This window comes from Lysinibacillus sp. G4S2 (assembly GCF_030348505.1).
In the GTDB taxonomy this organism is placed as follows: Bacteria; Bacillota; Bacilli; order Bacillales_A; family Planococcaceae; genus Lysinibacillus.
This window is the reverse complement of sequence record NZ_JAUCFJ010000002.1, coordinates 2,153,723-2,175,182: the sequence shown is the minus strand read 5'-3', so window position 1 is coordinate 2,175,182 and position 21,460 is coordinate 2,153,723. Positions and strand designations below refer to the sequence as shown.

Annotated in this window: 19 protein-coding genes; 4 read left to right on the top strand and 15 right to left on the bottom strand. The window is 34.9% G+C overall.

The window, feature by feature from the left end; translation table 11 throughout:
* Positions 1–107 precede the first annotated feature (107 nt).
* Positions 108–536: a GNAT family N-acetyltransferase gene (locus QUF91_RS11085; RefSeq protein WP_285396272.1), complete on the bottom strand. Its 429-nt coding sequence runs from the start codon at positions 534–536 to the stop codon at positions 108–110.
* Positions 537–557: 21 nt separating this feature from the next.
* The gene (locus QUF91_RS11080; protein WP_289417802.1) at positions 558–998 is read right to left on the bottom strand and encodes a GNAT family N-acetyltransferase; all 441 of its coding nucleotides are present in this window, start codon (positions 996–998) and stop codon (positions 558–560) included.
* Between the two features lie 111 nt (positions 999–1,109).
* Here QUF91_RS11080 and pdxR point away from each other — a divergent pair, with 111 nt between their 5' ends.
* The gene (pdxR, locus tag QUF91_RS11075; protein WP_289417801.1) at positions 1,110–2,501 is read left to right on the top strand and encodes a MocR-like pyridoxine biosynthesis transcription factor PdxR; all 1,392 of its coding nucleotides are present in this window, start codon (positions 1,110–1,112) and stop codon (positions 2,499–2,501) included.
* Between the two features lie 396 nt (positions 2,502–2,897).
* On the opposite strand, the gene QUF91_RS11070 is transcribed toward pdxR, so the two are convergent.
* Together QUF91_RS11070 and QUF91_RS11065 are read right to left on the bottom strand one after the other, a co-directional pair.
* Positions 2,898–4,121, bottom strand: a complete 1,224-nt coding sequence (locus QUF91_RS11070; protein WP_289417800.1) for a GNAT family N-acetyltransferase — start codon at positions 4,119–4,121, stop codon at positions 2,898–2,900.
* Positions 4,118–4,852, bottom strand: a complete 735-nt coding sequence (locus QUF91_RS11065) for an AAA family ATPase (protein ID WP_285398240.1) — start codon at positions 4,850–4,852, stop codon at positions 4,118–4,120. Before QUF91_RS11065 ends, QUF91_RS11070 begins: the two co-directional genes overlap by 4 nt.
* Before the next feature lie 913 nt (positions 4,853–5,765).
* Between QUF91_RS11065 and QUF91_RS11060 the strand changes: the two genes are divergently transcribed.
* Both QUF91_RS11060 and fumC read left to right on the top strand, forming a co-directional pair.
* Entirely contained in the window at positions 5,766–5,981 is a 216-nt protein-coding gene (locus tag QUF91_RS11060; RefSeq protein WP_285398239.1) for a hypothetical protein, read from the top strand.
* A gap of 425 nt (positions 5,982–6,406) precedes the next feature.
* Positions 6,407–7,798, top strand: a complete 1,392-nt coding sequence (gene fumC / locus QUF91_RS11055; RefSeq protein ID WP_285398238.1) for a class II fumarate hydratase — start codon at positions 6,407–6,409, stop codon at positions 7,796–7,798.
* Positions 7,799–8,025: 227 nt separating this feature from the next.
* Here fumC and thrC read toward each other — a convergent pair whose 3' ends face one another.
* The 9 genes from thrC to QUF91_RS11010 all read right to left on the bottom strand — a co-directional run bounded on the left by thrC (position 8,026) and on the right by QUF91_RS11010 (position 19,732).
* Complete coding sequence (gene thrC, locus QUF91_RS11050; protein WP_285398237.1) at positions 8,026–9,234, bottom strand: threonine synthase; 1,209 nt, start codon at positions 9,232–9,234, stop codon at positions 8,026–8,028.
* A 517-nt stretch (positions 9,235–9,751) separates the two neighbouring features.
* On the bottom strand, positions 9,752–10,717 hold the full coding sequence (locus QUF91_RS11045) for a 2,3-diaminopropionate biosynthesis protein SbnB (RefSeq protein ID WP_289417799.1): 966 nt from the start codon (positions 10,715–10,717) through the stop codon (positions 9,752–9,754).
* 14 nt (positions 10,718–10,731) lie between these two features.
* Positions 10,732–11,709 carry a 2,3-diaminopropionate biosynthesis protein SbnA gene (sbnA, locus tag QUF91_RS11040; protein ID WP_289417798.1) on the bottom strand — a complete coding sequence of 326 codons (978 nt, stop codon included), beginning with the start codon at positions 11,707–11,709 and terminating at the stop codon, positions 10,732–10,734.
* 82 nt (positions 11,710–11,791) lie between these two features.
* On the bottom strand, positions 11,792–12,172 hold the full coding sequence (locus QUF91_RS11035) for a Rid family detoxifying hydrolase (RefSeq protein ID WP_285400319.1): 381 nt from the start codon (positions 12,170–12,172) through the stop codon (positions 11,792–11,794).
* 56 nt (positions 12,173–12,228) lie between these two features.
* On the bottom strand, positions 12,229–13,380 hold the full coding sequence (locus QUF91_RS11030; RefSeq protein WP_289417797.1) for an NAD(P)/FAD-dependent oxidoreductase: 1,152 nt from the start codon (positions 13,378–13,380) through the stop codon (positions 12,229–12,231).
* A gap of 34 nt (positions 13,381–13,414) precedes the next feature.
* Entirely contained in the window at positions 13,415–14,635 is a 1,221-nt protein-coding gene (locus tag QUF91_RS11025; protein ID WP_289417796.1) for a benzoate/H(+) symporter BenE family transporter, read from the bottom strand.
* A 1,450-nt stretch (positions 14,636–16,085) separates the two neighbouring features.
* Positions 16,086–16,859 carry a hypothetical protein gene (locus tag QUF91_RS11020; protein ID WP_289417795.1) on the bottom strand — a complete coding sequence of 258 codons (774 nt, stop codon included), beginning with the start codon at positions 16,857–16,859 and terminating at the stop codon, positions 16,086–16,088.
* A 666-nt stretch (positions 16,860–17,525) separates the two neighbouring features.
* Positions 17,526–18,341, bottom strand: a complete 816-nt coding sequence (locus tag QUF91_RS11015; RefSeq protein WP_285397337.1) for a hypothetical protein — start codon at positions 18,339–18,341, stop codon at positions 17,526–17,528.
* A 263-nt stretch (positions 18,342–18,604) separates the two neighbouring features.
* Positions 18,605–19,732 (bottom strand): IS4 family transposase, encoded by a 1,128-nt coding sequence (locus tag QUF91_RS11010; RefSeq protein ID WP_289417678.1) that lies wholly within the window; start codon positions 19,730–19,732, stop codon positions 18,605–18,607.
* Positions 19,733–19,904: 172 nt separating this feature from the next.
* Between QUF91_RS11010 and QUF91_RS11005 the strand changes: the two genes are divergently transcribed.
* A complete protein-coding gene (locus QUF91_RS11005; protein WP_285397339.1) occupies positions 19,905–20,498 on the top strand; it encodes a YdeI/OmpD-associated family protein in 594 nt (197 codons plus the stop codon).
* 206 nt (positions 20,499–20,704) lie between these two features.
* Here the strand turns inward: QUF91_RS11005 and QUF91_RS11000 are convergent, their stop codons facing one another.
* Together QUF91_RS11000 and QUF91_RS10995 are read right to left on the bottom strand one after the other, a co-directional pair.
* Positions 20,705–20,899 carry a helix-turn-helix transcriptional regulator gene (locus QUF91_RS11000; protein ID WP_053482180.1) on the bottom strand — a complete coding sequence of 65 codons (195 nt, stop codon included), beginning with the start codon at positions 20,897–20,899 and terminating at the stop codon, positions 20,705–20,707.
* Entirely contained in the window at positions 20,865–21,416 is a 552-nt protein-coding gene (locus QUF91_RS10995) for a DUF6773 family protein (RefSeq protein ID WP_350224352.1), read from the bottom strand. The genes QUF91_RS11000 and QUF91_RS10995 overlap by 35 nt, the downstream gene beginning before the upstream one ends.
* Positions 21,417–21,460 lie beyond the last annotated feature (44 nt).

Here is a 21,460-nt window from a genome sequence, read left to right as displayed (position 1 = left end):
AAATAATAAATGTTAATCAGTAATCTCCTCCAAAAAAATACGACTAGCAATATACTAGTCGCTGCTTTCATTCTTAATGCTGATTTCGTTCAATTAAAAATAATCGATCACAATGCTTTTCGAAAAGAATAGCACCATTTTTCATATCCTAATCGATCTTCATAAAAGCGATGTGCATTTTTTCTTAGTACTCCAGATTCTAAAGCAATATAGTGTGCACCCTTTTCTTTGCCCCATTGATGAATATAGTGCAATAATTTCTCACCATAGCCTCTTGAACGATAGGCCTCATGCGTTACTAAATCATAGACAAAAATATGACGTTCACTGTAGAAGTTGACTCTCCAACTTAATCCGGCTACTGCAACCATTTGTTTGTTTTCAAATAAGGCAAACAACATATAGCCATCTTGCATCATTTCCTTTAATAATAGTAGGTACTTTTCTATTGTTAATTCCGTACGAAGTTGCACCAAAACAGCATACGCTTCAATCCATTCTTGCTGAGTTGTTAATTGTTTGATTGTTGCCGTCATTTTTTCCAAGACTCCTCTCCGTTACCAATATTTAATAAAATGAAATACTCCATCATCTATCTTCATTCCGAGCTTCTCATATAGTTTTTGAGCACGAACGTTATCTGTCGCTGTTTCTAAGGCTATATACCTTGCATCCTTCTGTAAACAGTATGAATAACACTGTTCAATTAAGCCCTGTGCGACACCTCGTTTTCTGGCATGCTCTGCCACAAATAAATCGTTTAAAATAAAAGCTTTTTTCATCGCTACAGATGAAAAAACAGGATATAGCTGAACAAAACCAACTGGCTGCGCATCCAAATATGCTAGAAAAATAACCGACTCTCCCTTATTTAAACGTTCCGTTAGAAACTGCTCGGCTTGCCCTAAGTTAGCTTGTTGACCATAAAATTCTCGATATGCATTAAATAATGGCACCACTTCTCCAACTGTTGCTAGAGTTACTGTACAAATCTCCATTAACTTTCTCCCCTTTTCTTTTCATATGTAATTCTAGTATTATGATAAAAAACAAACTGACATTTAAAAAGAAACAGTTCAAGACATTTCAACATGTCAAGGAGGGTTTACATGGATGATTTTATTTTTTTATTCACAGAAGGAGAGGCAAAATATAAACAAATTTATCAGCAAATCAAATGGTTAATCGAAAAAGGGCGATTGAAAACGAATGATTCTCTTCCCTCTATTCGAAGGCTAGCCGATACTTTACATGTCAGTCGGAATACAACTTTAACTGCCTATGAGCAACTTGTAGCAGAAGGATACATACGTGGCGAGGGACGAAAAGGTTATTTCGTTAATGATTTTGAGCAAGTTTTTCTACTGGAGGAGGAACGACCAAGCCTTCCACAAAAAACGACTACTAAATCTGGAGATATCATCATTGACTTTCGTGCAGGTGCTGTCGATCAACAACATTTTCCTTTAAAAACATGGCGTCAAATGGCTAATCAAGTATTAGCTTTAAAAAATTGCTATGCATATGGAGATCCTTTCGGTGAGCCACTTTTAAAGGAACAGCTTGTGCATTATTTGCTCCAAGCTCGTGGAGTTCAGGTACATGCGGAGGACATTATTATCGGTAGCAGCACGCAACAAATGTTAATTTATCTGGGCTTTCTATTAAAGTGGGATTTCCCAAGTGTTATTTTAGAAGATCCTGGCTACGACGGTGCAAGGGAAGCATTCAAAATGCATGGCTTTCAAATAGAGACATTACCTGTGTTGGAAACTGGTGCACAGCTTGAGCATTTAGCCCATTTACCTTCGCGCTTACTATATGTCACACCTTCTCATCATTTCCCATATGGAGTTTCCATGAGTATTCAGCAGCGGCAAGCTTTAATTCAGTGGGCAAAAAAAGTTGATGGTTATATACTCGAGGATGATTATGATGGTGAATTTCGATATACACAGCAACCATTTCCTTCTCTCGCCTCTATTGATAAATCACGTGTTATTTATATGGGAACATTTTCAAAATCGTTTTTACCAGCCATTCGTTTAAGCTATATGGTGCTACCGAAAACACTTGTTCATTCATATAAAAAACGCTTTGCTCATTTTGAACATAACGCTTCGGCTATACATCAATTAACAATGGCGAAATTTATGGAACAAGGTGAATGGACACGGCATATTAAAAAAATGCGTATCACCTATAAACATAAAATAAACGGTCTTGTAGAGGAGCTTAACAAGCAATTCGGAGAAAAAATTACGATATTAGGAGAGCAATCTGGGTTATATATATTGGTGAAGGTGCATACACAACTTTCAGAAGAGCAGCTTATTCAAAATGCAGAACAACACGGAATCAAGGTCTACCCTACAAGCCCATATTTTCTACAACAGCCAAGCTCTGTGCCAATTATACAATTAGGCTTTAGTAAGTTAACAATGGAGGAAATCATCCTCGGTGTCCAACTCTTGAAAAAGGCTTGGATAACGCAATTTTAAGCCATAACTGCAATGGTTTTAAGGGGCAATTTCAGTGGAGTGATTTTTCCTTTTTTAGGAAATTATTTGTTCTTATGAGCAGTTCTTTGGGGACAGGAGCAGTTCTTCGGCTGACCCGATCACTTTTCTCTTGAACCCGAGCTGTTCTTCCGCTGACCCGATCACTTTTCTCTTGAACCCGAGCAGTTCTTCGGCTTACCCGATCACTTTTCTCTTGGACCCGAGCGGTTCTTCGGCTGGCCCGATCACTTTTCCCTTGAACCCGAGCGGTTCTTCGGCTGACCCGATCACTTTTCTCTTGGACCCGAGCATTACTTTTCCTGACAGTAGCAATTTTAGTTGAGCCCATAGAAAAAGGAATTTGCACAGGCCCCCCTGCACAAATTCCCATCATATTTAAAAGTAATCAATAAACGTTGGAATGCCGACTGGTAGTACAGTCTCTAATAGCGCAATTTCGATGGCATTGCCCTGTAGACGCTCGATTTTTTCTAAATAGCTTGGTCTTTTATAGCCTAGTAACATCGTAGCAAGTGTTTGGACTGTTAGCTGAATAGCATTTTCAGACAATGTCTCGCTAACCTTTTCAACGGTAGCTTTTCCATTTTGCATCGTTATGACAAATGTGCCATTATTCCAGGCCACAATGCGATCACTAACAGCTAGTCGAAGCTGAAAATCATTGCCCATGAATGGATAACGTAGTAGAAATTCTTTTACATCTACTATTCGTGCCATAAAATACGGCGATACCTTTTGAATAATTTCACTATCCTCTAATAAAAAGGCGACTGCTTCATTACCAGTTGTTTTACCATAGACATTGTAAATCATCGAGCTATGTGCAGAGACAAAATTCCATAAGCCTTTTCGCGCCTCTTCCTGCAAATAAACAATTTCATCAATGTAATAATTTTCCTCCATGATGTGGTAAAACATATAACCCTGAGGTATATCATCCTCATCATAATATACTGCTGCCTGGAGGTTCACATCGCTATCAATAAATTTCTCTTCCCAAAAATCTTCCTGAAACTTTTCATTCCAGGCAATGCTATTACGTACCATAACACCATGCGTCTTTTGGGCATAGCGCGCATAGATGGTCACAACATCTTCATGCTTCGGATCGACACGACGTATTTTACCGTTTAAATTTGCGTAGCGAGGAAGCTGCGTATCCTTGATCTGAAATTCCACAATATCACTCATAATTTCCCAGCCCTTTTTTCGATAATAAGGGATAGAATATGGAAATAAATAGGATATGCATTTCCCTTCATTTCGCATCCGCTCCAAGCTCTCAAAAATGAGGCCCTCCATCAAACCATGCCCTGAATATTCAGGATAAGTTCCAACAGCGGTAATGCCTCCCATTTCATAAATCCTACCATGAACATTTACTTCAAATGGTAAGCTTAAAATTTGGGATACAAGCTGTGAACCGTCGAACCAACCAATTGCATGTCCCTCATTAAATTGCTTGCTTTTGGCATTTACAAAGCGGCGGTCCTTATGAATGGACATGGACACTTGAAACACATAATTAAGTAAATCGATTGACTGTGCCATTTCATCTAATCGAATTTCTCGCATGACTAAGCCTTTTCGTTGATTCATGACTCTCTCTCCTCATCAAATAACTCCGAAAAAATCGTTTCTGGAGCACTTAAAAAACGCTTTGTGACAATGTAATGGATAGTATCTTCGTAGCGAATTGATTCAATTTCCCCATTATCAAAACTGTAGATAGTGGCATTTGGATAGCCAAGTAAAATAGGTGAGTGTGTAGCAATAATAAACTGTGCCTCATGCTCTAAATCTTTAATAATTTTCAGTAGGCTGAGCTGTCTCGTTGGTGACAGCGCCGCTTCAGGCTCGTCTAATAAATAAATGGCCTTCCCTTTAAAGCGATTCATAAATAACGATAAAAAGGACTCGCCATGTGATTGATGATGTAATGACTTGCCACCAAACGCAGCATACTTTTTAAAGTCTACCTCCTGCAACAAATCAATATGACTCGCAAATTGATAAAACGTTTCTGAACGAAGGAAAAAGCCATTTGAAACTTTTGGCCACCAGGATAAACGAATAAATTCCCCAAGTGCCGATTCAGCTTTATGTACGTCATATAAGTTTTGGCGACCGCCACCCGCTGTATTAAAATCACAACGATCAGCTATTGCCTCCAAAAGTGTTGATTTCCCAGAGCCATTTTCCCCAACAAAAAAGGTCACATTCGTAGGAAACTCTATCTCCTGTAAGTCCTGCAAACTCGGTATGTTAAAGGGATACACATCTTTATCTGTAATGTTATCCTGTAATACCTTACATGATTTTAAATACATTTTTTGTTTCCTCCCTTACTACTATTATAACGCGATTATACTACTCTGAAACCGCCATTTAGCTAATTGCACCCAAAATTTAAATTCGGAATATTTTAACTTAGCAAAAACTCATCATTATCTTTGACATTGAACATTTCAGATTCCTAGTTGTGTAAATGCGATCCATTACATACAAATCACTTTCTGCTACTATCCCTATGAAATATTTCCCGAGAAATAAATAAAAAGCGTGTCGAAAGTTGCAATAAAAATAATAAAATCATGCCATATAATAGCGATTAACCAAAAACATTGAGGAACACCAATCAGCCTTACTGTTCAGAAATCGGTCCTACTACTACTGCCAATATCGAAGGCCCTTTGAACAGCTAATTTCCCAATAACAACCACTACTAGTACAAGCAATGAATGTCCTCCTTGTAATTTTCCATTGTGCTCCCGACTTGAAACAAGAGCTACTAAACCAATCGTCGTTGCCTATCTTCTAGTGATTCCCATCCTTTTTTCCCTTATTTTCTTGCCGTAAACCCTCCAACCTGTGCTTTAAATTTTACTTACCTAAGCGCTTCTGTATAGGAGCCTTTACCTGATTTCCCAAATAAATATTAAAACGAAGTGATCCGGGGTACCTCTGAATAGCTAAAAAGCTCACTTTACTATATTTCTAGCGTTGAATGAGTTCATAAATGGTTTGCGATGATTTTTACCAGCCATCATCTCTCTACTGCTAACTACATTCAATATGCACAAAATCCATTATTGTTCTAAAAGCCGTTTTCACAAATGTTCTATCTTAAAGGTCCTCTTCATACATTGAGTAAACCTTCCCTCCTGCTAATTACCCCTGTAAAGGAAGGTAAAACTCAAGCTTTTTTCAAAGTAAAATAAAAAAGTTATAAGGAGAAAAATTATGTTTGTAACTCATTTTTATGAAAACAAAACGTCCGTTTTAAGTCAGCTTCTAGTAACTCTACCTACCGTTGAAGAGAACATTAAAATTAAAGGTCGTAAAGCAAAAGTTGTTCGAGTTGCTCAAATAGACGACAACAACTTTCATGTGAGTATCATTTTTGAAAAAATACCTAAGAAACTACCATTAAAAGAACTTGGGAAGAAAAAGAGATAGCTCTTTCCCACGCTATCATCCAATGGGTAGCGTTTAATTTTTAAAAGTGGGGATCGAACTATAAGCAATTATTCATCGCGAATCATTCTCAACTATTTATATTTCTTCAAGTTAAATAATTGACTTTTTAATTGATAACAATTATCATTATCAATAGATTATTTCTTTACTCCACATTGCTTAGTTCAGAATCCCCCCTATTTTTTTGATATAAGCATGTATCAAACGGATATTCTTACATCAGACTAAGAATATCCGTTTTTTTACTTCTTTCAGCGAATGTTAGGACACTCACTGAAAGATGTCACGGAATCGGAAAGGAGTACTTTGTGTAAGCACAAAGCCGAATCCGGACGCAATTATGCCAAGGTGTAATTGCTCTTTAATTAATTGGAGAGATTACATAAATAAAGGAGCTGTTTGACATGGATTATCGTATTGAAAAAGATACTATGGGTGAAATTAAAGTACCTGCAGATAAAATTTGGGGTGCTCAAACACAGCGCAGTAAAGAAAATTTCCAAATCGGTACAGAGCAAATGCCGATTGAGCTTATTCAAGCAATGGCAATTTTAAAGAAAAGTGCTGCTATTGCCAATAACAAGCTAGGTAAACTTTCAGATATAAAAGCAAATGCAATTGTACAAGCAGCTGATGAAATTTTAAATGGACAATGGGACGATCAATTCCCTCTTGTCGTTTGGCAGACTGGTAGTGGTACACAATCAAATATGAACGTCAACGAAGTAATTGCGCACCGAGCAAACCAGATTTTACAAAATACTGGTGAAGCTGATCGTATTCACCCTAACGATGATGTCAATAAATCTCAAAGTTCAAACGATACTTTCCCAACAGCTTTGCATATTGCAGCAGTGTTAAAAGTTGAAGATTATTTACTTCCGCGTCTACGCTTGCTAAAAGCAACACTTGATGACAAAGCAGAGAAGTTTAAAGATATTATTAAAATTGGTCGAACACATTTACAAGATGCAACACCATTGACTTTAGGCCAAGAGATTAGTGGCTGGGCAGCAATGCTTGCTAAATCTGAACAGATGATTGTCCAAAATATTGAATATATGAAGGAACTGGCAATTGGTGGAACAGCAGTAGGTACAGGTATTAACGCACATCCTGAATTTGGTGAGCGTGTTGCAGTGGAAATTAGTGAATTGACAGGAAAACATTTTACTTCTGCAGCAAATAAATTCCATGCACTGACAAGTCATGATGAAGCTGTTGTCGCACATGGCGCATTAAAGGCTCTTGCAGCTGACTTAATGAAAATTGCCAATGATGTTCGCTGGTTAGCAAGTGGTCCCCGCTCAGGTATTGGAGAAATTACAATTCCAGAAAACGAACCAGGCTCATCCATTATGCCTGGTAAAGTAAATCCAACGCAAAGTGAAGCGATGACAATGGTTGTCACACAAGTCGTTGGTAACGATGCAACAATTGCCTTTGCCGCTTCCCAAGGTAATTTTGAGCTGAATGTCTTTAAGCCAGTAATTATCTATAACTTCTTACAATCAACTCGTCTATTAGCAGACACAATGAAATCATTTAATGATCATTGTGCTGAAGGGATTGAGCCAAATAAAGAAGTACTCGACCACAATTTACAAAACTCCTTAATGCTTGTAACAGCTTTGAACCCTTATATCGGCTATGAAAATGCGGCTAAAATTGCGAAGAAAGCCCATAAAGAAGGCACAACATTAAAAGAAGCAACAATTGCAACAGGTTTACTTACAGAGGAACAGTTCGATGAATATGTGGACCCTGCAACGATGATTTATCCAAATGTAAAGTGATCATTAGCATGATAGACAAATTATGTGATTACTTGGAGTTCGAAGTAGAAGATTATTCATCAGTCGAATAAAGAATAAATCGAGCAAAAAACACTTTCGGCTAATCATGCAGCTGAAAGTGTTTTTCTATTACTATAATAAAGCCCAGGCTCCATTAATTGAAGATTTGAAAAAGTGCTTGGTGTACAGAACAAATAAAGTTGGAATCCGAACTCTTATATTTGTCCTTAACTTTTCAAATAATCTCTAACTGCAGAAATATTATTCGTACATGACATTAAACCATTGTTCGACTCTTTCATTCTATTCATATCCTTGAATCCTGAGCCAGTAACTAAAACAACTACATTCATATCTCGATTTATTAGCTTGTTTCTAAGATCCGATTCTAAACCTGCCCATGCTGCCGCTGCTGAAGGTTCAACAAAAATTCCGGCCTTGGTAGCTAGTTTTTTTTGCGAGTCTAAAATTTCTTCATCCGATATGGAAACGCCCCAACTATTTGTCTTCAGTATATAATCAATTGCCATTTCAGCATTTGCAGGTGATTTAACAGAGATAGAGTCTGCTATAGAATCTGTTTTGTCTAGTACTAAATCTCTTTTCTCTCTCCAGCTTCTTACTATTGCATCACTACCTTTTGCTTGCACTAAAATACATTGAGGTAACTTATCAATAAGCCCCTCTTGTTTAAGGTCAATAAAACCTTTGCAAACAGCAGCATAAATTACACCATCTCCAGCTGGTATATAAATAATATCGGGTGCTTTGAAGCCTAACTGATTGTACAATTCAATGGATACTGTTTTTTTTCCTTCTATCGTAAAAGGATTATAAGCGGTATTTCTATTAATACCTCCAAATTTTTCTGTAAACTCTATTGATAGTTTATATGCATCATCGTATGTTCCTTGAATAGGGATAACACTCGCTCCAAAAAATTTGGCCTGTGCTATTTTTTCTTTAGGTGCAGTTTCGGGTATAAATAAAACGGTTTTTAATCCATAAGCTGCAGAAATACAAGCCATTGCAGAACCGGCGTTACCAGTTGATGCAAGTACAATTTTATGCTCATTATGGAAGATAGCCTGTTCTGCAATTAATAATGATGCTCTATCTTTTAATGATCCTGATGGATTTAAACTTTCATTTTTAATAAAAAGATTGGGTAGTCCTACTTCTTCTCTTAAATAAGTAGGCTCTAGTAATGGTGTATTACCAACCTTTAAAGAATTCGAATTTTGAATGGCAATCGGAAGGAATGAATCTGGTTCAACCATTGAATTTCTCTTAACATTGTTTTTTGGTTCATATTTAACGGATAATATACCTTTTTGAAAACCATTATTCTTAGCATTTTTACAGACAGGACAAAGATAAACGATTCCTTCTGATTGAAATTCATATCCACATGAAACACAACTAAATCGTATCACTTTAATTGCCCCTCCCTTGCGTACTCCTTAATATAAAAATAACAGGTGTGTTGATTAACCATTTTTTCACATTCGAAGAGACTGATTTTCGCTACGGGCTACTCGCTTTGTTGCTGTCGCTTCGCTTTCGCACAGATAAAACAATTTGTCGCTGACGCTGCGCTTTCGCACAGAGCAAGGCTTCCTGCGAGCGAGCGTCGATAGCCCTACGCTACAAGCTCTTCATCATAACATGTGGTTGATTTCTTTGATAGAAAGAGCTAGTTTTTCGATAAAAGCCCAAATAGTTTCGATAAAATGAGATTTTGTTTCGATATAAGCTCAAATAGTTTCGATAAAGAGCGATTTGGTTTCGATAAATCTTCAAAGTATTCCTATAAAACGAACGAAAGGAGCTTTAGCGATTCTGTTTTGGGGCTCGACACTAAATAGCAACAAAAAAAATCCTTTTATCGCTCAATGATAAACCTTTTTTATTCCTAATCAACACGCGTGTAATAACAAAAAAATTCTTTCATTAATCTAGGATGAGACCAATATTATTTTTCTTAGCTTTTTCAAAATACAATTTAGCTATAGTTATATCAAAGATAGCCATTCCCATTGGATGGAACATTATAGCTTGATTGTCAGGAAATTCATTCATTGCATTATGCAAAACTACATCAACAATGGATTTTGTACTCTCTCTATTCAAATTCCGTTCTTTATGCATAACTTCTATATCAGTATTTGCTCTACAAACCTCGTCCCAATCATCTACAATAATCGATTGAGTGAAATCAATAATACTAGGTTCATAATCTCGAAGAGAAACGTTAAGCAGCAGTGCACCCTTTTTAGGTTCTTTATTTATATATCTCATCTCTGAAACTGTACAAGTTATAAAGATATCACTATTTTTATAAACATCTTCCCAAGAACTACAAATTTCTGTTTTCTCTAACCAATTTGTAGGTATTTTCTCCATAGAAATTCCAGCAAGATCAAAAATACATATTTTATCTATCTTTTCATTTAATAACTCCGTGACCATTTGATAATGTAACTGTCCAATTGGTCCAAATCCAATAATGCCGATATTAATTTTATCTAAGTTCCTAGCTGCTTGAAATTTACGTATCATCAATCCCGAAACAGATGCTGTACGAATCCCGCTTATTAAAGCGGTATTTATTATACATTTTGGTTCTCCTGTATTAACATCATTTAATACAGTTATTGAGTGAGCTCTTGGAATAGTCTTTTTAATATTTTTCGGAAAACTAGCAATCCATTTTATACCTGTAGCAGAAATTTCACCGCCAACATATGCAGGCATAGCAATGATACGATCATTCGGATCTTTAAATTTCAAATAAGGTTTAATCGGTTGAGAAAAATCATTGTTTGATAAACATTCTACAGCGTATTCAAGATTAGAAATATTTTCATCCCAATCTATCGGAATTGCTGATATATCTGTTTTGTTTAAATAGAGCATAGTATTTTCAACTCCTATGTGTATTTCAAACTCACCACTGTATCCTTTTGATTGTTAATCCATTTTACCCATTCATTACTATAAATAGTGTCAACATATGGTGAACCACCATCGGGACATAAAAACACTACATTTGGAACTTGGTTAAGTTTTTTATCTTTAAAATATTCACTAATTGCATAATATGATGCACCTGAAGACCCACCTGCAAAGATAGCAAATTTCTCAAAAAGCTCATAACATCCTTCTACTGCTTTGGTTTCAGGGACATATATTACTTCATCTATTAATGCTTCTTTTAAAATATCTGGTGTCATACTAGAGCCAATACCGGGAATGTAACGTTTACTTGGTGGTTTTCCAAAAATAACTGAACCTTCTGTATCTACCGCAATAATTTTTATATTAGGAAATTTCTCTTTTAATTTCCTTGAAACTCCTGCAATCGTACCGCAAGAACTAACACCAATAAATGCATAATCTATTTTATCAAAATTTTCAGATATTTCAGTTCCCAATCCGTAATAATGCGCTCGTAAACAATCTATATTTCCATATTGATTGGTCCAGAAAATATTATCATTATCAGTTTGAAAACGTTTAATCTCGTTAAGTCTTGTTAAGAGATATCCGCCTGTTTCATCTCTTTCAGTAACTTTTACTACATCGTGTGATATTGTATGAAGCAATTTTTCATAGGTTGGACTAATATTCATATCAATAAAAGGAATAAACTTAATTCCCAAGAATTTACATATAGTAGCTAATGCTATAGCAAAGTTTCCAGATGATGATTCAATTACTGTTGTATTTTCGTCAATCTTTCCATTTTTAATTGCCTCTTTAATAACATAATAGGCTGGTCTCATTTTCACACTACCCATTAAATTATAAGATTCTAATTTTGCAAATAAATTAATAGGATTTACGCCTAGATTCACACAAGGTGTATTGCCTATATATTGATTAAGAAGATCCAGTTTTTTAAGCAAATTTTAATAATCTCCCTTCATAAATAAAAGTATTAAAAATAAACGACTTGTATCTCAGAAGTTCGTAATAAAATCAGTTAAGTTATAAACTCATAATGGCTTCAACTGCAAAGTCTGTTCCTTTAGGTAATGCCTTAACACCAACTGCCGCTCTTGCTGGGTATGGGGCTGTAAAAAGTTTTGCCATTTCTTCATTAACTAATGAAAAATGAGTTAAATCAGTTAGGTATACTGTTAGCTTAACAATATTAGAAAGATTTCCGCCTGTAGCTTCCACAACTGACTTCAAATTATTAAAAGAGCATTGAATCTGTTCCTTTATTCCGCCTTCTACTACTTCCATTGTTTCAGGAACAATGGGCGCTTGAGCTGATAGAAATACAATATTGTTTGAAAGAATTGCTTGTGAATAGGTACCTATTGGTTCTGGCGCCTTGTTTGTATAAATTTCTCTAATAGACATTTTTATACTCTCCTTCTCTCGTTAAGTTCATACGTTTTACTTGGTCATTCAAAATGCTATACCGTTACACTGTTACGATCTAAACTATTTCTATTTGGTGAAAGTGCTTCTTCTACGACTCCTAGTTTTTTTAAAGATTCAGGAAAACAATTCCTTGTTAGAAGCATTCTACAACAGTTTGCAATAGCAGGTGCTGTCTGAAACCCATATCCTCCCTGTCCTACTAACCAAAAGAAACCTGGTACATCTGCGTCCTCACCTACCACCGGCGTCCTATCTGCCACAAAAGAGCGCAAACCTGCTAATGTATGACCAACTTTCTTAACTTCTATGTTAGTTACCGCTTCAAGATTATTTACAGCTATAGCGATATCTAAATCTGATGGTTTTGCATCACAAGGTGTTATTGGAATTTCATCACATGGACTTACAAACAATTTTCCCGAGTCTGGTTTAAAATAAAAAGATTCACTTAAACCTCCTACATACGGCCATTTATTTGTATTATATTCATCAATTGATAGATAAAAGACGCTTCTCTTCTTTGGTTCAAGGTTAATAGTTCTAACTCCTGCTAAACTTGCTATCTGGTCAGCCCAAGCACCTGCTGCGTTAATAATCATCGGTGCGACAATCTTACCTTGGGTTGTATCTACACACCAAATATTGTTATGGCGAGATATTGAATTCACATTACAATTGGTAATCAGAGTCCCACCATTTCCTTTAAATCCATTGATATATCCTTGATGAACAGCATGTGTATCGATATCCATTGCATCTTTTTCAAATATACCCGATGTATATATATCTGTATTAATGACTGGAACAAGACTTCGTAACGCTTCACCTTCTAGCAGTTCCAAATTATTTACTTCATTTTTCATTTCTTTATAATGTTGTTCTGCTAATATCTTCTGTTCTTTTGTTGCTAAAAAAATTGCCCCTCTTTCTCTTAATAAAGGTTTATCACTAAATCCTTTTGGGGGATTAGTATAAAACTCATAGCTATTCCTTGTTAATCCTCTTACTGTTTTATTACCATATGCTTGCATGTAAATTGCTGCAGAACGTCCTGTGGAATGGTAGGCTAATTGAGTCTCTTTTTCTATAAGGATTACATTAGCCTCTTTAGCCAATTCATATGCTGCCGATGCACCTGCAATTCCCGCACCAATAATTAAATAATCTACGCTTTGATCCTTCATTAAATATCATCCCTTTTGCGAATTACTAGTTTCTTTAGTCAATTCTTTTGTTTTTTGAGAAAATATTAAAATTCATTTGAAAAATTGAATTTGTTAGAATGCCAGCTATTAATCCCCAAAAAGCAGCTCCAATACCTAAAAAGGAGATACCTGATATAGTAACTAGAAAAGTAATTAATGCACTTTCCTTTTGAGTACCTTCCATTGCTGAAGCTAGGCTCGAACTAAGTGAAGCAAATAAAGCCAAACCAGCAATAGTTGCTATAAACTCACCGGGAAGTGCTTGAAAAATTGATGCAATTGCAGCTCCAAATAAACCAAAGATTAAATAAAATAATCCACATGAAATACCCGCAATATATCTTTTATTTTTATCTTCATGAGCTTCTTTTCCAGTACAAATCGCAGCAGTAATTGCCGCTAAATTAATAGCATGAGAACCAAATGGTGCAAGTAAAATAGAAAAAATACCCGTTGTTGTAACTAATGGACTTATAGGAACATTGTATCCATCCGCTCTTAGTACCCCTATGCCAGGAGCATTTTGAGATGCCATCGTTACAATACATAATGGAACGCCAATCCCAATCAAAGCATCAAGCGAAAATGTAGGAATTGTAAAAATAGGATTCACTAAAGATATATCAATACTGTCAGTCTTTAGATTCCCAGTAAAATAAGTAATCAATAATCCTAAAAATAATGTAATTACGACTGTATAACGTGGTGAAAACCTTTTAAAAAGTAAGTAACACAGTATCATCGGAAAAACCAATTCAGGTAGATTTCTTAAAGACGTAAAAACTTCAACTCCAAAGTTTAAAAGAATTCCGGCAAGCATAGCAGTTGTGATTGAATATGGTATCCGATTCATCATTTTCTCAAATATCCCTGTAAACCCTAAGAATGTGATAATTAATGCAGAAAATATGAACGCTCCAATAGCATCTGTATAAGAATAAGTTGACCAGCTTGAAACAAGTAAAACCACTCCTGGTGTAGACCACGCTGTTATAATTGGAGCTTTAAACCAAATACTCAACAAAATACAAGTTATCCCACTCCCCATTGATATCGCCCATATCCACGAGGACAAATGAGAATCACTTAAATGTGCTACTTTCGCAGCTTGAAAAACAATTACTAGAGGCCCTGCATAAGATACCATTGTGGCAATTAATCCGACAACTACAGATGATATTGATAAATCTTCTTTTAACATTCCCATATTAAAGGAGTGTCTTGTCTTTAACAAAAAGCAACCCTTCCTCCAGTATCTGTTTTCATAAATTTATATTCCTTTCCCCCCTCCCTCTTTTACTATTTTTTACAATATCACAACAACCCTCAGCCGAAAACCATTTTTTTCCACGTTCGATTTTCTGTCATTTTTAATAAAACTTTCTTGTTTTTTTGAAAAATAAACTTAAGTTATCTGAAGAAAACAAAAACAGCTCTGAATATCAAGAATTTTTTTAAAAATCTTTTTTATTTTTGAATACTTGAATAGTATACATATCTAAGAAGAAACAAAACTTTATGCATACCTCAGATAGGATCACTTTGTTTTATAAACACATTTGGAAAGTTGTTTATCCATTTAACTATTTTCAATTTTTAGAGATGGACACTTTAATTATTTAAATTGTTATCTAGCTAAAGTTTCGCCGGATTAAATTATTATCCTATTTCAAATTTGTCTATACAAAAGAATAATGTTAATTTTCACCACAAAAGAAAATTTTTATAATTAATTGACTATCATACTTCGATATAATAAAATTTATTTTTATGGATTACATAATGGTGATAATACAGTTATTTAATTTTGATATCAGGTGTGTCGATTAACCATTTATACATTCGAAGAGGCTGATTTTCGCTACGGGCGAGCGTCGAGTAGCCCTACGCAACAAGCTCTTCATCATAACATGTGGTTGATTTCTTTGATAGAAAGAGCTTGTTTTTCGATAAAAGCCCAAATAGTTTCGATAAAATGAGATTTTATTTCGATAAAAGCTCAAATAGTTTCGATAAAGAGCGATTTTGTTTCGATAAATCTTCAAAGTTTTCCTATAAAACGAACGAAAGTAGCTTTAGCGATTCTATTTTAGGGCTCGACACTAATTAGCAACAAGAAAAACCCTTTCATCGATCAATAATAAACCTATTTTTTCCTAATCAACAGGCCTGTTTTCCCATAATATAATTTCACCCATCTACCATTCCAGCCAATTCTCTAAATCACATAACGTATTACAATACCAAACGAATTAAGGCAAAATTAAAGGCATGAGTCCAATACACATGCCCAAACCGCTGACTAATAAAATAACTATGTCTTACAATTAGGAGTCCCATCTTTTATCGTTTATTCAGCTAAGCCTAAGACATCGACAAACATCCTATCCATATGTCAACCAACCATATAAAATAGCCCTCTTAACAAAAATTAAGAGAGCTATAATTCATAATCTATCATTTATCTCTAACTTGCTTAAAAAATAGCTAGCTAACGAATCAAATTCATTCTTTACATATTGACAACCATTAATTTCAATACCTATCGATAAAAATTTCCTTTAAATAAATTCTGTTATCCCAATCTACAACGTATCCTTTAACTGGACTCAGTTGCGCTCCTGTCTTCTCTGTTAGCTCGGAACGCAAGCACATTTCTCTTTTAAGGTTTAATTTTTAAAACCTCACTTACCATCCACTGGCTTCAGTAGGTTTGCTGGAATAAAACCAAAATTCACATCTCCCACCATCAAATATCCATTTATCTCAATTCCTGGTGAATAAAAGACAGTTCCTTTCAACTCTTCCCCATGGTATTTTGTTATCATCGGACCACTGTATTGTTCTGTATCTTCTGTCAATATATACGAGCCTTTATTTCTTATTATCTTTTCAAAAATTCGAATATCAGTGCTATCAAGAATACCAGGAGTAATTACATCCTCTCCTTCAATATCTCCAGCACATAGATAGTAATTTAATTTACCCTTCCCAATAGAAACTACAAATATTTGTGGTCTGCAAGCATCTTCTCGTTTTCCAACTGTTAAAAGTTCACCATATTCAAGGCTATACACTCCTTCAAATTTCAAGCCCTTATGATTAATCATGACATAGGCTGGATTGTTATAGAAAGATGCACGAATATCGATCGGTACTTCTTTAAAAACCACTAAATCGGTTGCTTGTACCCGATATTGCCCCATTTGATAGAATGTTTTTCCATCATATTTCTCAATATCATACGTTCTAAAAAAGTTATTTCGCTTAACCACTAACGAATCAAATGTACCATTTGAATTTTGCTTATATACCTTGATGTCTTTTTTAAAGGTCATTTTTCCTGTTTGCCCTTTTACAACTTCTGCTCCATCATACATCACTTTTGCTTCTGATTTTGTTGGATTTACTACTGCAAATACAAATGCTGCTAGTAACAAAATAAATAATTTTTTCATCATTCTCCTCCTCGTATTGATAATTAATTAGCATTATATACTAAGAACGTAATATTTTATCAATAGAAATTAAGGATGTCAAAAACCAAACAAAAATAGTGTGTTTTTCCATAACATAACTTCATGCATCTACCATTCAAGCCAATTCTCTAAATTACATGGTCTATTACTTATTGATTGAAACTTGATAGAAAGCTTCATAGCAACATTTTACGATTGTTTTTTAATAAACTCATTGTTAATTTTATTGTTTGATGTAAGTGTTTTTTTGTTAATACGAAGATAGCTATTACTCCATTAAATGAAAAGGAAGTTCTCGATGAAAGAGGTCTTTCGATTAGTAAGTGTACTGAAATGGCATAGTTAAAAAAAGAAACCGTTCGTCGTCTGTATAATGAAACTACTATACAATACCAACGACATAATTTAGGAGCGTTGTGTAATGTACTTTGGTAGAAAACGAGGAATAGCAGCACAAAAAAGCATCTACTGGAGCGGATGCTTTTTCATAAAAACTATTAAATGCTTCTATTTTTAGTTTAATAAGCATATTAACATATAGCACTGTGACTGAAATTATCAATTACCATAAACTTGGAGGATGATCGAATGTAGCAACTACAACTAAACCTTACGTTTAACTTAGGAATAAAAACATTTTGCACCTTAATTCTCTAAAGATTTTTCAATTACATAGCTTTGAGGTATGAAAAATGTTCGGGTGTAAAACTCTGGTTCTGGTTCAATTAAATTCACCGCGTAATAGTTACCAATTTTAAAACCTTCACTTTTTAGAACGGTTCCTGCTTTCAATTGACCAGCAATTCTTTGATAATAATCATTATTGTTGATTAGATATGGTTTTATATGCTGCACTGTATCCTTTGTTACAATAAATAATGTATCCGTATTAACAGGTTGAGGTTCTATTATTAGAATGTCTGTTGAATCAATTTTATTTCTTTCAATACCGCCACCTATAAAACCCATATCATAGGTATGGACAAGCTCTCCTTGTTCAATTTTAAAATCTCCCCAATTATTTAAATACGTGTAATAGGAATGTGTATGAGTCCCCGAACTATCATCTTCCATGTAAAATGATTTAAATGGTTTATCTCTATTTATCCACAAATATGCTGGGTTATCATAAAATTGTACACGCTGTTCAAATGGAATCGCCATAAATACTGTTAAATTTGTGGCTTGTACACGATAACCAGAGCTCATCCAATAATACGTTTGTCCATTGTATTTTTCGATATTATATACGCGGAAATAGTTTCCCTTTTTAACTAACATCGATTCAAACTTTCCATTGACGTTTTTCTTGTACACTTTTACATCTTTATTAAAGGTCATTTTCCCTGTTTGCCCTTTGACAATTTCTGCTCCATCATACATCACTTTTGCTTCTGATTTTGTTGCATTTACTGTTGCAAATACAAATGCTGCTAGTAACATAATAAATAATTTTTTCATCATTCTCCTCCTCAGCTTAATTTTACTAAACATAATCAATTTGTATTATATACTAGTAATATAATATTCTACCAACAAAAATATAATAATGGCTCATCACCAAAAGTTCTGGGCATCAGCGTCCCAGATGAGACACTAGAGCGCAAGCGAAGCGGCTAATAAAACACCTAGTTATGGTCATGAGCATAATAATGTAAAACAAAATTAGAGTGTTTTTTTAGCTAGACATGATACTAATTAACACACGTGTTGATTAACCAAAATTATACAGTAGTTGAATGATTTATGTTCCAATGAAACACCAGGATTTCTTTCACCCTGATTCGCCATTCTATTGGCAGGGCAGCACAAAGAAACATCCGTGTAAAACCTACGAATGATAAGGGTTTGATATTATTTTTCTTATTCCCTTGTGTATGAAGAAATTTCAAACAAACATAGGCAATAAGGGCTACGAATAGCTGATTGAATACAGCATTTTTTGTTGTTCCGAATAGAACAGGTACGTTCAAGTTTTGTTTAATCCAACGGAAAAAATTTTCAATCGCCCAACGTGACTTATACATGTTGGCAATTTCTTCAGCGGTGATATCCATTAAACTTGTCACGACACGTATTTCTTTATCTTCATGATCTATGAATTGAACGACACGATGGCGTTTTTTCGTTTGTTTTTGTGGCGTCCCAAGCGTACAAGTAAAATCAGCTGTCACATTGGAATCGTTGGTACGACTACCTTGGAGCGATTTTTTGCGATTTAATTGCACATTGTCTTTTAAACGTAACACAAAATGTTGATATTCTTTCAGGTAGCGATCGACTTTATCAATAGAAAAGTAGGCACGGTCACAAACGAGGATAAACCTTTTATCTTCAAGGAATTCGCCAATGGGACCATCATGTTTTAAACCGGTTGTTTCTACGACTTTTAAGGGCATCGCAGTTTCATTAGTAAAACTAACATGTAATTTGATTCCTGAACGTTCGCCGTGATAGACAGCCCAAGGTAATCTTGTTTTGCCTACTGTAATGGTAGTTGAATCAACGGCTAATAATCTTTTCGGCAATTTCAATTTACGACGAGCTGCACGGTTGAGCTTCCCGACAATCACTTCAAAAATTCGTTTGATGATGCCATAATCAAGTGCCTTTAAATGTTTAGAAAGCGATGAATGATTCACCGAAACAAGACCGTTACTTGGACCCACATCCGCTGCGTGGCGTAAACTTTTCCACTCGTTCGTGGCAGCACCAATTAAATACGAAATGAGCGTGGGAACTGTACATTTTCGTGCTGTTTCTACATAACCGAATTCGCTTAAGATTGATTGCCATTCTTCCTCTGAAAGAAAGGTTTGAATGAGTGTAAAAATCGTGTTATTCTTGTTCAAGAGAGATTCCTCATTTCGTAATTGTTTGTGTAGTAACTAACATTTTACATGAGAATCTCTCTTTTTGTATAATTTTTATTGGAAGAAATTAGATAATCAACACGCGTGACTAATTAATGTTTTATTATAAATCGATTAGAGTAATTAAAAAATTGTAGAGGGGTGTTCCTTGATGACAAATAGTAGAACGAATCCAAAGGTTGATGAATTTTTAAGTAAAGCTAAAAAGTGGCAGGAAGAATATTCGGCATTGAGAAATATCGTTCTTGACTGTGAGCTGACCGAAGAATTCAAGTGGATGCATCCTTGTTACACGTTAGAGGAAAAAAACATTGTGTTAATACATGGATTTAAGGAGTATTGTGCGCTTCTGTTTCACAAAGGTGCCCTGTTAAAGGATGCCCAGGGGATACTAATCCAACAAACGGAAAATGTACAAGCAGCGCGCCAAATTCGGTTCACCAATGTTCAAGAAATAGTTGCAATGGAAACGATCATTAAAGACTATATTAATGAAGCCATTGAAGTTGAAAAAGCAGGTTTAGAAGTGCCAATGAAAGAGCATAAGGAATACATTATCCCTGATGAACTTCACAATAAATTCAATGAAATGCCTGCATTAAAAACTGCTTTTGAAGAGTTGACGCCAGGAAGGCAGAGAGCATACATTCTACATTTTTCTCAGCCTAAACAATCCAAAACTCGCGTGTCAAGAATTGAAAAATGCACACAGCAAATTCTTGATGGTAAGGGATTAAATGATTAAGCTCATTCGTGAGAAAATAGCAGGTTGGAGCAAATTGCTTCAATCTTTTTTATTTTGGGCGTAACTAAAATTCCAAAGAATAAAAGAGACTATCTGTTTAGTCGATAGCCTCTTCGATAAAGAATAACACGAGTTTTTTACATCTTGAACTAATCCTTGGATATCACTGAATCTTTACCAAGTTAGTATCCTATATTGACCACAATTTACTCCTCCCAGAACAATTCATCTAGGGTTTTATTTAAAGTTTTACATATAGCAATACATAAATTCAACGTCGGGTTATATTTTCCTAATTCAATTAAACCGATTGTTTGCCTAGTGACCCCCACTTTTTCAGCCAATTCACCTTGTGATAAATCGTGTTCAATTCGAGCCATTTTCAAACGTATGTTTTTCACCTTTATCACCACTATCTTCATCTTCTAACATTCTTTGAATAACTCGATCACTTTTCTTTTTAGCAAGCCCATAAAATAAAATTAAAATTCCGGCAATAAATGAAGAATACATGAACAGTGATACAAAAAATACCATAAAGAAAAAATATATTGCTTGTGGAGTGCTTTCTGCATAGTTGAATGCACTGTTAACACCCATAATAATAGCAACAATCATGCCAATAGACACTCCAGAAATAATATATTTAGTACTTAATTTAATTTTACTTGTACTGTCGTGAATCTCTACTTCATCTGTAAATATGCCGAGATAAGCTACTCTAACAGAATAATATACTGATATGATTATTAAAATCAACAACTCTGTTAATACATTTTGTGAGGGCGCTCCCATTGTAATGGACTTTATTAGGATCGATATTGAACATACTAATAAGACAATGTAATTAATCTCTCTGTAAATTTTATTTTGCTGATTTATAACTCGTTCATCAACGTGTTTACTTTTTCCAAACATCAATATTTTACCTCCCCTTATTTTATAATTTATATTATACAGAA

Excerpts from the sequence above, each read along its gene's own strand:
- QUF91_RS11085 (WP_285396272.1), bottom strand. The coding sequence starts at position 536 with ATGACGGCAACAATCAAACAATTAACAACTCAGCAAGAATGGATTGAA.
- QUF91_RS11080 (WP_289417802.1), bottom strand. The coding sequence starts at position 998 with ATGGAGATTTGTACAGTAACTCTAGCAACAGTTGGAGAAGTGGTGCCA.
- pdxR (WP_289417801.1), top strand. The coding sequence starts at position 1,110 with ATGGATGATTTTATTTTTTTATTCACAGAAGGAGAGGCAAAATATAAA.
- QUF91_RS11070 (WP_289417800.1), bottom strand. The coding sequence starts at position 4,121 with ATGAATCAACGAAAAGGCTTAGTCATGCGAGAAATTCGATTAGATGAA.
- QUF91_RS11065 (WP_285398240.1), bottom strand. The coding sequence starts at position 4,852 with ATGTATTTAAAATCATGTAAGGTATTACAGGATAACATTACAGATAAA.
- QUF91_RS11060 (WP_285398239.1), top strand. The coding sequence starts at position 5,766 with ATGTTTGTAACTCATTTTTATGAAAACAAAACGTCCGTTTTAAGTCAG.
- fumC (WP_285398238.1), top strand. The coding sequence starts at position 6,407 with ATGGATTATCGTATTGAAAAAGATACTATGGGTGAAATTAAAGTACCT.
- QUF91_RS11045 (WP_289417799.1), bottom strand. The coding sequence starts at position 10,717 with ATGCTCTATTTAAACAAAACAGATATATCAGCAATTCCGATAGATTGG.
- QUF91_RS11035 (WP_285400319.1), bottom strand. The coding sequence starts at position 12,172 with ATGTCTATTAGAGAAATTTATACAAACAAGGCGCCAGAACCAATAGGT.
- QUF91_RS11030 (WP_289417797.1), bottom strand. The coding sequence starts at position 13,380 with ATGAAGGATCAAAGCGTAGATTATTTAATTATTGGTGCGGGAATTGCA.
- QUF91_RS11020 (WP_289417795.1), bottom strand. The coding sequence starts at position 16,859 with ATGAAAAAATTATTTATTTTGTTACTAGCAGCATTTGTATTTGCAGTA.
- QUF91_RS11015 (WP_285397337.1), bottom strand. The coding sequence starts at position 18,341 with ATGAAAAAATTATTTATTATGTTACTAGCAGCATTTGTATTTGCAACA.
- QUF91_RS11005 (WP_285397339.1), top strand. The coding sequence starts at position 19,905 with ATGACAAATAGTAGAACGAATCCAAAGGTTGATGAATTTTTAAGTAAA.
- QUF91_RS10995 (WP_350224352.1), bottom strand. The coding sequence starts at position 21,416 with ATGTTTGGAAAAAGTAAACACGTTGATGAACGAGTTATAAATCAGCAA.